Here is an 8,717-nt window from a genome sequence, read left to right on the forward strand (position 1 = left end):
AAGGAATGTAATTACTATGCGCTGTAAATTATTGACTGCCGCTACTGTATCACTGGTTATGCTGACTGCGGGTTGCTCTACGTTTGAGCGAATTGTTTATCGTCCTGAAATTAATCAAGGGAATTACCTGACACCGGCTGCGGTATCAAAAATCCAAAAAGGCATGACCCAACAGCAAGTCGCTTACACTTTGGGAACACCAATGCTGACTGATCCTTTTGGAAGCCAAATTTGGTATTACGTATTTCGCCAGCAGCCGGGCCATGAGAAAGCCAAACAGGAAACCCTGACACTTACCTTTGATAGCCAAGGTGTGCTGACTGATATCAAGAATGAGAAGTCACTGCCAGAGAAGCAGTAAAATGTGGATTTTTATTTATTCGCCAGTAAATAATCTGGCGAATAAATAGCCGTCATTGAACATCGCTTTTAAACATTGTTTTTAGCACGTTCCGCTCGCTTACGACGCATTTCTTTTGGATCGGCAACCAGAGGGCGATAAATCTCTACGCGATCTCCCTCTTCCAATACATCAGTCAGTTTGGCTGGACGACTGTAAATGCCGATTTTATTCTTGGTCAAATCGATATCATTACGTAATGTCAAAAGACCGGACTCTGCAATCGCCTGTTCGACAGTAGCTCCTTGCGGTAATTTCACATTATACAGATACTGCCGTTCAGGCAGAGCATAAACGACTTCGATATTGATCTCAGACACTATAAACCTCACGCGCACGTTGAGTAAACGCCTGAACCATATTACCGGCCACTTCTTTAAACACCTTGCCAAAAGCCAACTCAATCAACTTATTGGTAAATTCAAAATCAAGGTGTAATTCGACCTTACAGGCATCCTCACTTAACGGAGTAAAATGCCATCCGCCCATCAACTTGCGAAAAGGCCCATCAACAAGCTGCATCCGGATGCTTTCATTATCGAATAACGTATTGCGCGTTACAAAGGTCTTACTGATCCCTGCTTTAGCAACCTCAACAGAAGCCGTCATTTCATTATTAGTGCTGCTTATTACACGGCTACCAACACATCCCGGTAAAAAATCCGGATAAGACGTCACATCATTGACCAATTTAAACATTTGTTCCACGCTGTAAGGCACTAGCGCAGAGCGACTAATCTGTGGCATATCATTTCCTGTAAAACGTAACAGCGCTGAATAGTATCACTTAAATGTGGTTAAATAAAAACCTGATGACATTTAGAGCAATAAATACGCACTTGTCGCTAAATATCATACAGAATAGATTTCTTTCACTAACGCATACAGTATAATACAACGCATTATGACAAAGAAAAAAGCACACAAACCCGGTTCGGCAACAATTGCCATGAATAAGCGAGCCCGTCACGAGTACTTCATCGAAGAAGAATTCGAAGCAGGCTTATCCCTACAAGGTTGGGAAGTTAAATCACTGCGCGCTGGCAAGGCTAACATCAGTGAGAGTTATGTTTTGCTCAAAGATGGTGATGCTTATCTTTTTGGTGCTACAATCACCCCATTGAATGTTGCTTCTTCCCATATAGTTTGTGACCCAACTCGGTCACGTAAGCTACTACTTAACAAACGTGAACTTGATTCATTATATGGTCGAATCAATCGCGAAGGTTATACCATCGTTGCGCTTTCCATGTATTGGAAAAATGCTTGGTGCAAAATCAAAATTGGCGTTGCAAAAGGTAAAAAAGCGTATGATAAACGTTCAGATATCAAAGAGCGTGAGTGGAAATTAGACAAAGCGCGAATTATGAAGAATTCTGGGCGTTAATCACTGGCATTATCTCTCAATACTCTGATATACTTGCTTTTGACATACTTGGGGCTGATTCTGGATTCGACGGGATTTGCGAAACCCAAGGTGCATGCCGAGGGGCGGTTGGCCTCGTAAAAAGCCGCAAAAAAATAGTCGCAAACGACGAAAACTACGCACTAGCAGCTTAATAACCTGCTTAGAGCCCTCTCTCCCTAGCCTCCGCTCTTAGGACGGGGATCAAGAGAGGTCAAACCAAAAAGAGATCGCGTGGATGCCCTGCCTGGGGTTGAAGCGTTAAATCCAATCAGGCTAGTTTGTTAGTGGCGTGTCTGTCCGCAGCTGGCAAGCGAATGTAAAGACTAGACTAAGCATGTAGTACCGAGGATGTAGGAATTTCGGACGCGGGTTCAAATCCCGCCAGCTCCACCAAAATTCTCCATCGGTGATTACCAGAGTCATCCGATGAAGTCCTAAGAGCCCGCACGGCGCAAGCCCTGCGGGCTTTTTTGTGCCTTCAATTTGTCCCGCGAAGTCTGAAGCCAACTAATTAAATCCAAACCTTTTAGGCACCTTGTTAGGCACCTCGTAAAGCTTTATTGTTTTTGAGGTGCCTAAAACTATGGAAACCCGACAATGGCAAGACAAACCAAACCTCTATCCGTTAAAGAAATCGAATCTGCTAAACCCAAGGAAGCGGACTACGTTCTCTATGATGGCGATGGCCTTGAGCTACTGATCAAATCTAGCGGGAGTAAAATCTGGCAGTTTTGCTACATTCGCCCTGTCACCAAGAAACGTGCGAAGAAGAGCATAGGCCCCTACCCGTCAGTTACGCTTGCTGATGCAAGAAACTATCGAGCAGAATCTCGCTCTCTCCTTGCGAAACAAATCGATCCTCAGGAGCATCAGCAAGAACAATTGCGCAGTTCGCTTGAAGCCAAAACCAATACTTTCCAGCTCGTAGCTGAACGTTGGTGGAATGTGAAGAAAGCAAGCGTGACCGAGGACTACGCAGAGGATATTTGGCGCTCTCTTGAGAGAGATGTTTTTCCTGCGATTGGTGATGTCAGCGTTACAGATATTAAAGCTCATACACTGGTTCAGGCCGTCCAACCAGTTCAGTCCAGAGGAGCACTGGAAACCGTTCGTCGCCTGTGCCAGCGAATCAATGAAGTCATGATATACGCCCAGAACACAGGCCTGATTGATGCTGTTCCCAGCGTTAATATCGGTAAAGCCTTCGAGAAGCCGCAGAAAAAGAACATGCCCAGCACTCGACCGGATCAGCTACCTCAACTGATGCAGACAATGCGAACAGCCAACATTAGCCTTTCCACACGCAGCCTGTTCATGTGGCAACTTCTTACTATTACTCGCCCTGCTGAAGCGGCTGAGGCTCGCTGGGATGAAGTTGATCTGGAAGCACGTGAATGGAGAATTCCCGCATCACGAATGAAAATGAACCGTGACCATACTGTCCCATTGTCAGATGAAGCAATGGCTGTTCTGGATATGATGAAGCCGTTAAGCAGCAACCGGGAGTTTATTTTTCCTAGCCGTATAAAGCCAAACCAACCAATGAACAGCCAGACAGTTAATGCATCACTAAAACGCGCAGGTTTTGGTGGAGTGCTCGTTTCGCATGGGCTGAGATCAATTGCCAGTACGGCTCTTAATGAACAAGGCTTTCCGCCTGATGTTATTGAGGCAGCACTTGCCCATGTGGATAAGAACGAGGTTCGTCGTGCTTATAACCGCAGTGATTACTTGGAGCAACGACGTTCTATGATGCAGTGGTGGGCGGACTTTGTGAAGGCTGCAGACAACGGCAGTATGATTGAAGTAGGTTCTAGAAGATTAAAGCTCGTAGGATAAGAGCAATCTTTTATCATCAAAATTCAACAAAAAAAGAATCGCATTATTAGTACGCTATTCTTTTTTTATCGTGTTTTCTCCCTTCGAGGAAAAAGAGGAACCATCAATATCGTGAGCGGTGTTTAAATCCATTAGCACTCTATAAACATCGATAACAAAATTTCTCTCGGCTAGCGGGGAGGTGTTAGGCAACTTGAACAGTTTTCACGCTCACAACACTTTATCCACATATGAGTAAAGCCTCCAGCGTGTTTTTACTCTGAACATACACTTGAGGAGAAAGCTTCACTCGCCATTTCAACTGTTCCCCCTTTTAGATTTTGGATTAAATCTTCATTTACCTACAAAGTGCAGAGCAATGCATCGCAGTAGAAGTATTTTTGGTTTTTTTGACTTTTTATTAAAATACTGGTTTTTTATACATTGAAAATTAGCAAACCAGACACATCTAATATCTATCTTTTCGAGGGGGTGACCAATGTCTGATATAAGTGCGGTGGATAATCACAAAGTGCGCATACTTAGTCTTAATGGTGGTGGTGCCAGAGGATTATTTACTATCAGCGTCCTTGCAGAGATTGAGAGAATACTCGCCAGCAAGAATTCTGAACAAGACATCAAAATTGGTGATTATTTTGATCTCATAACTGGAACATCAATAGGCGGGATACTGGCTCTCGGCCTTGCTACAGGCAAAAGCGCTCGCGAACTGGAAAAAGTGTTCAACGATAAAGCGAATGACATTTTTCCAACAAGATGGTCCCTGACCAACTTGCTTAAGTCACTTTGTGCACCTATTTACAGTAGCTCTCCCCTCCGAGAAACCATTGAAACGATGATAGGTGCTGAAACCAAGTTCAATGATTTGTCCCGACGAGTTATGATCCCAGCAGTGAATCTTTCTACAGGAAAGCCTCAGTTTTTCAAAACACCGCATAACCCAGATTTCACGCGCGACGGGCCGTTAAAATTGATTGATGCCGCACTCGCGACCTCCGCTGCTCCAACATACTTTGCCCCACACTATTGCGAAGATCTACACTCGTATTTTGCTGATGGAGGTTTGGTTGCTAACAACCCAAGTTATATCGGGCTGCTGGAAGTATTCAGGGATATGAAATCTGACTTTAATGTTACTCACAAAGACATTCACATTCTCAATATTGGTACTGTCGGTGAAGAGTATTCACTTAGTCCTAAGCTGCTGAGCAAAAAATGGTGGAACGGATACTGCCGCCTGTGGGGAATGGGTAAAAGACTTGTACTGACAACCATGACGGCTAACCAGCATCTTCATAAAAATATGCTTTTGCGTGAGCTTACGCTCAATGGCGCACTCGATAACTACACCTACTTAGATGAAGTTATTCCCAATGAAGCAGCCAGTGATATCACTCTGGATAATGCCACTGAGAGTTCACTGCAAAATTTAAGTGCAAGGGGAAAGCAACTCGCTAATGTTCAGTTCGCTCAGAACCCGAAACTAAAAAACTTCTTCACTACACCTGCAAAACCCTTTAAGCGCACAATCGTGCCGGAGAAACTGTGATGCGTTGGGATTTTAACAATTACTACAGTCACAATGTGGATGGCTTAATCAGTAAGCTCAAACTGAGCAAGAGTGAATCCACGAAACTGAAAGAGCTTCGACAAATAGTCCGTGAAAGAACGAGAGATGTGTTTAAGGAAGCCAGAGCGGTTGCTATTGACGTCAGAACGTACGCACTTAGTCTCGAGGGAGTGAGATTAGAACTGGCGCAAACAAATGTTCGCTACCTCTCTGGTGCTGATCAAGCAGAAGTCGCGCGACTTATTTTTGAAATGGATGATGAAGCCCGTGATGACTTCATCAAACTACAGCCCCGATTCTGGACTCAGGGAAGCTTTCAGTATGATACGTTAAACAGGCCTTTCCATCCAGGTCAAGAAATGGATATTGATGATGGTACTTACATGCCCATGACCGTCTTCGAATCCGAACCGCGCATTGGTCACACCCTGCTACTCCTTCTTGTAGATACTTCCCTGAAATCGTTAGAAGCCGAAAACGATGGATGGTGGTTTGAAGAAAAAAACACCTGTGGCCGCATCAAAATTCCTCGCGAGAAAACACACATCGATGTGCCGATGTATGCGATCCCGAAAGAACAATTCCAGAAAAAACAAACAGCAGCCGATTCTGCACACCTCATAAAGAGTGCTGATGCAATGTTTGAGTCTTTATCAGCGAACATAGATATGCGCGAGGCATACTTAGTAGAGTCTGACAAAGTCAATTTAGCACTACGTGATGGTGAAAGAAGGTGGTCGATCAGCGACCCTAAAATCGTTGAAGACTGGTTTAACGACAGTTGTAAGCGAATCGGGGGGCACCTCCGTTCAGTTTGCCGCTTTATGAAGGCCTGGAGAGATGCTCAATGGGACGTTGGGGGACCATCATCAATCAGTCTGATGACTGCAGTGGTAAACATCCTCGACAAAGAGGATCACAATGGTTCTGACCTCACAGGGACGATGAAACTCGTTGCTAAGTTACTTCCTGAAGAATTCTCTAATGGTTTAGAAAGCCCCGACGACACTGATAAAAAGTTACTATTCCCTGCTGAGTGCGATCATAACCTTCACCAAAGAACCATCGTTGAAACTATGAGAAGCTTGTATGGTATTTTCCTTGATGCTGAATGTGCAAGCAGTAGAGATGATGCATTACAAAAAATGAATGAAGCCTTTGGAGAGCGAGTAACTAATGCTTCGCTGATCACATCAATAACTGCGGCCCCTGCATTTCACGATGCTCCATCTAAGGAGCCTGCACCGACAAAAATTAACAAAACGATGGTAAGCGGCTGATGGAAGAAGGGCGTCTCCATAAAGTGATGATAGGCTGCGGGTATCGCTATACGCGAGCCCGCAATCTCCCTGAGAAGGCAATTCTATATAGTCAGAATCCCCGCAAGGGCTATTATACGAAAGAATACGAGACTGTAGCCGGTAACTTTAATGTTGCTTTAGTGCCCCGCTCTGACCCTTTTACTGAATTACCAATAGCTTACATTTTTGAACTTCCCGAGCAGTTCAGAGACCGTCTTATGCCCCATGTAAGCCTTGAAGGGTTTCTATGTTACGTAGAACAAATGGAGGCAGACTGGGATTCCAATAACCTAGAGGGAACGTTTAGAGAAGTTGATGCACAAATACGCCGAACACTAGTTAACTCAGTATCAGCAACTGTAGAAGGGCTGAACGATAAGAGAGAATTGGAAGGTGAATTTGCTGCCTATTGGCGACCCAGCGATAGCCTGTTTATATTATCAAACGCAAACAGGGGGGCCAGACTTAAAACCCATCTGTCGCAATCACTTATGCCTGATGGAGCTACCAGACTGGAGTACATAACGGTCGAGGAATCGTCACCGGAGGATACGGAAAGTGTTATTTCAAAATGGCTTAAGCAAAGGTATCTTCCCCGGAATTCGTTAAAAGAATACCTTATTAATACACACTACATTTCTGTAAACCCCAGCCGCCTTGCTGGTATGAAATGGCCCCCGGCTTCATTTCGAGACTTACTGGATTGGCTTGCAAAAGCGGATCACAATGCCAGAAATAGGGTCATCGACCACATCAAAGCGGAAGGAAAAAAAAGATACATTTTTCTCTTTGATATTTTCAACCAAGATATCTTCGCTATCTATATTGAGTTTTCCACAAACTCTATTGATTTTAGAAGACATAAAAGATCAGCCAAAAACTCAACAGCCAAACTAGCCAAACTATTGGGAGGAAAAAACGTTTGTATAACATATCAAAGGCTGGGGGTTGTTCGTGCGGACATTGAGACACTACTAAGTAGAAATTCCCAGCGGGAAGGAGCAGCAAACCTGTCGGAAAGGTGTATAGCTCTGGTTGGATGTGGAACAATTGGTGGGTATCTTGCGGAGTTATTACTCCGGAACGGGGCTGGATTTGGTAAAGGTTTTCTACACCTTTATGATGATGATTTATACAAACCCAGTAACTTTGGACGCCATACCTTATCATCGCATGATTTTGGATGGTCTAAATCCATTTCACTGGCGAGAAGGCTCCAAGACTCTGTGCATTTAAAGACGAAGATTGTCGGATTTGAAAAACAGTTTTGCCTCAGCACGGATGTAATGCAGAAATACGACATTATTATTGATGCTACAGGTCGCCCACCAGTATCTAAGCGCATGGCGGCTATAGTAAGAAATATTTCATCAGAACAAAGACCAATTATTATTCATGCATTCAATGATGGCAACGGACGGGCATCAAAAGTTTTCATCGATGATGGTCGTAGTTGTTATGGATGCATGATTTCTAATCCCGAAAAGTACCGCAACGGGATTGATTCGCGATTTTACCATCTCGATATATCAAGTGAGAAAAGCAAAAGCTGTGGTAGCACTTACACACCATACGATGCTGCGGTAAGTAGCATAACTGCATCTTTGGCACAAATGGCAGTGCTAAGCACTCTAGAACCAAAGATAAAATGGACTTACAGTGAACATGTACTTGAGGGGGGCCGTTCGCTCAAACCTCAATTTTTGCCACGTCAATCTAATTGCCCTATTTGTAATGAACATAAATGAATTAGTGTTTGTTGATAATTTTGAAAATCATGTTGTTATCATGAGTGACGTCGTGCAGCTACTCAATTCATATCGACAAATACATTATGCCAGTACCGAGGCAGGAGGGGTTCTAATAGGAGAACGCCGAGGAAAGCACATTGTGATTACTCACATTTCAGAACCTGGTCAGGATGATATCAGGAGTCGTACTCGAATGGTGAGAAAAGGCAATCATCATCAACAAAAAGTGAATGAATTATTTGAAAATTCTGATGGCTTTCTTGTTTATTTAGGTGAATGGCATACCCATCCTGAGGATTTACCTCAACCATCTAATATTGATATAAAGTCATGGCTAACAGGTTTGATTGCAACTGAACCTATGTTTATGCTGATTGTAGGGCGGAAAGGAGTATGGTTGGGGAGAAATATGGTAACGATATAAAGCCTTGTCTAGTCCTGATATACG

At 43.8% G+C, this 8,717-nt stretch carries 9 protein-coding genes and 1 other RNA gene; 8 read left to right on the top strand and 2 right to left on the bottom strand.

Annotated elements, in window-relative coordinates:
• The first annotated feature begins 16 nt into the window (after nt 1-16).
• Nucleotides 17-361 carry an outer membrane protein assembly factor BamE gene (gene bamE / locus FE394_RS08995; RefSeq protein WP_319926059.1) on the top strand — a complete coding sequence of 115 codons (345 nt, stop codon included), beginning with the start codon at nt 17-19 and terminating at the stop codon, nt 359-361.
• Nucleotides 362-429: 68 nt separating this feature from the next.
• Here bamE and FE394_RS09000 read toward each other — a convergent pair whose 3' ends face one another.
• Nucleotides 430-720, bottom strand: a complete 291-nt coding sequence (locus tag FE394_RS09000; RefSeq protein ID WP_319926060.1) for an RnfH family protein — start codon at nt 718-720, stop codon at nt 430-432.
• Nucleotides 713-1,147 carry a type II toxin-antitoxin system RatA family toxin gene (locus FE394_RS09005; protein WP_319926061.1) on the bottom strand — a complete coding sequence of 145 codons (435 nt, stop codon included), beginning with the start codon at nt 1,145-1,147 and terminating at the stop codon, nt 713-715. Before FE394_RS09005 ends, FE394_RS09000 begins: the two co-directional genes overlap by 8 nt.
• 157 nt (nt 1,148-1,304) lie before the next feature.
• Here FE394_RS09005 and smpB point away from each other — a divergent pair, with 157 nt between their 5' ends.
• From smpB to cap3, 7 genes are all read left to right on the top strand, one after another.
• A complete protein-coding gene (gene smpB, locus FE394_RS09010) occupies nt 1,305-1,787 on the top strand; it encodes an SsrA-binding protein SmpB (RefSeq protein ID WP_319926062.1) in 483 nt (160 codons plus the stop codon).
• Nucleotides 1,788-1,837: 50 nt separating this feature from the next.
• Nucleotides 1,838-2,201: a transfer-messenger RNA gene (gene ssrA / locus FE394_RS09015) on the top strand.
• A 204-nt stretch (nt 2,202-2,405) separates the two neighbouring features.
• Nucleotides 2,406-3,647: an integrase gene (locus tag FE394_RS09020; protein ID WP_319926063.1), complete on the top strand. Its 1,242-nt coding sequence runs from the start codon at nt 2,406-2,408 to the stop codon at nt 3,645-3,647.
• A 478-nt stretch (nt 3,648-4,125) separates the two neighbouring features.
• Nucleotides 4,126-5,196: a CBASS cGAMP-activated phospholipase gene (locus FE394_RS09025; protein WP_319926064.1), complete on the top strand. Its 1,071-nt coding sequence runs from the start codon at nt 4,126-4,128 to the stop codon at nt 5,194-5,196.
• Nucleotides 5,196-6,497: a CBASS cGAMP synthase gene (locus tag FE394_RS09030; protein WP_319926065.1), complete on the top strand. Its 1,302-nt coding sequence runs from the start codon at nt 5,196-5,198 to the stop codon at nt 6,495-6,497. Before FE394_RS09025 ends, FE394_RS09030 begins: the two co-directional genes overlap by 1 nt.
• Complete coding sequence (locus FE394_RS09035) at nt 6,497-8,266, top strand: E2/UBC family protein (protein WP_319926066.1); 1,770 nt, start codon at nt 6,497-6,499, stop codon at nt 8,264-8,266. The genes FE394_RS09030 and FE394_RS09035 overlap by 1 nt, the downstream gene beginning before the upstream one ends.
• A 40-nt stretch (nt 8,267-8,306) precedes the next feature.
• Nucleotides 8,307-8,693 carry a CBASS system CD-NTase/cGAS isopeptidase Cap3 gene (cap3, locus tag FE394_RS09040; protein ID WP_319926067.1) on the top strand — a complete coding sequence of 129 codons (387 nt, stop codon included), beginning with the start codon at nt 8,307-8,309 and terminating at the stop codon, nt 8,691-8,693.
• Nucleotides 8,694-8,717 lie beyond the last annotated feature (24 nt).

The organism is Xenorhabdus littoralis (assembly GCF_033949345.1).
GTDB classification, from domain to species: Bacteria; Pseudomonadota; Gammaproteobacteria; order Enterobacterales; family Enterobacteriaceae; genus Xenorhabdus; species Xenorhabdus littoralis.

Excerpts from the sequence above, each read along its gene's own strand:
- smpB (WP_319926062.1), top strand. The coding sequence starts at position 1,305 with ATGACAAAGAAAAAAGCACACAAACCCGGTTCGGCAACAATTGCCATG.
- FE394_RS09005 (WP_319926061.1), bottom strand. The coding sequence starts at position 1,147 with ATGCCACAGATTAGTCGCTCTGCGCTAGTGCCTTACAGCGTGGAACAA.
- bamE (WP_319926059.1), top strand. The coding sequence starts at position 17 with ATGCGCTGTAAATTATTGACTGCCGCTACTGTATCACTGGTTATGCTG.
- FE394_RS09035 (WP_319926066.1), top strand. The coding sequence starts at position 6,497 with ATGGAAGAAGGGCGTCTCCATAAAGTGATGATAGGCTGCGGGTATCGC.
- FE394_RS09025 (WP_319926064.1), top strand. The coding sequence starts at position 4,126 with ATGTCTGATATAAGTGCGGTGGATAATCACAAAGTGCGCATACTTAGT.
- FE394_RS09020 (WP_319926063.1), top strand. The coding sequence starts at position 2,406 with ATGGCAAGACAAACCAAACCTCTATCCGTTAAAGAAATCGAATCTGCT.
- cap3 (WP_319926067.1), top strand. The coding sequence starts at position 8,307 with ATGAGTGACGTCGTGCAGCTACTCAATTCATATCGACAAATACATTAT.
- FE394_RS09030 (WP_319926065.1), top strand. The coding sequence starts at position 5,196 with ATGCGTTGGGATTTTAACAATTACTACAGTCACAATGTGGATGGCTTA.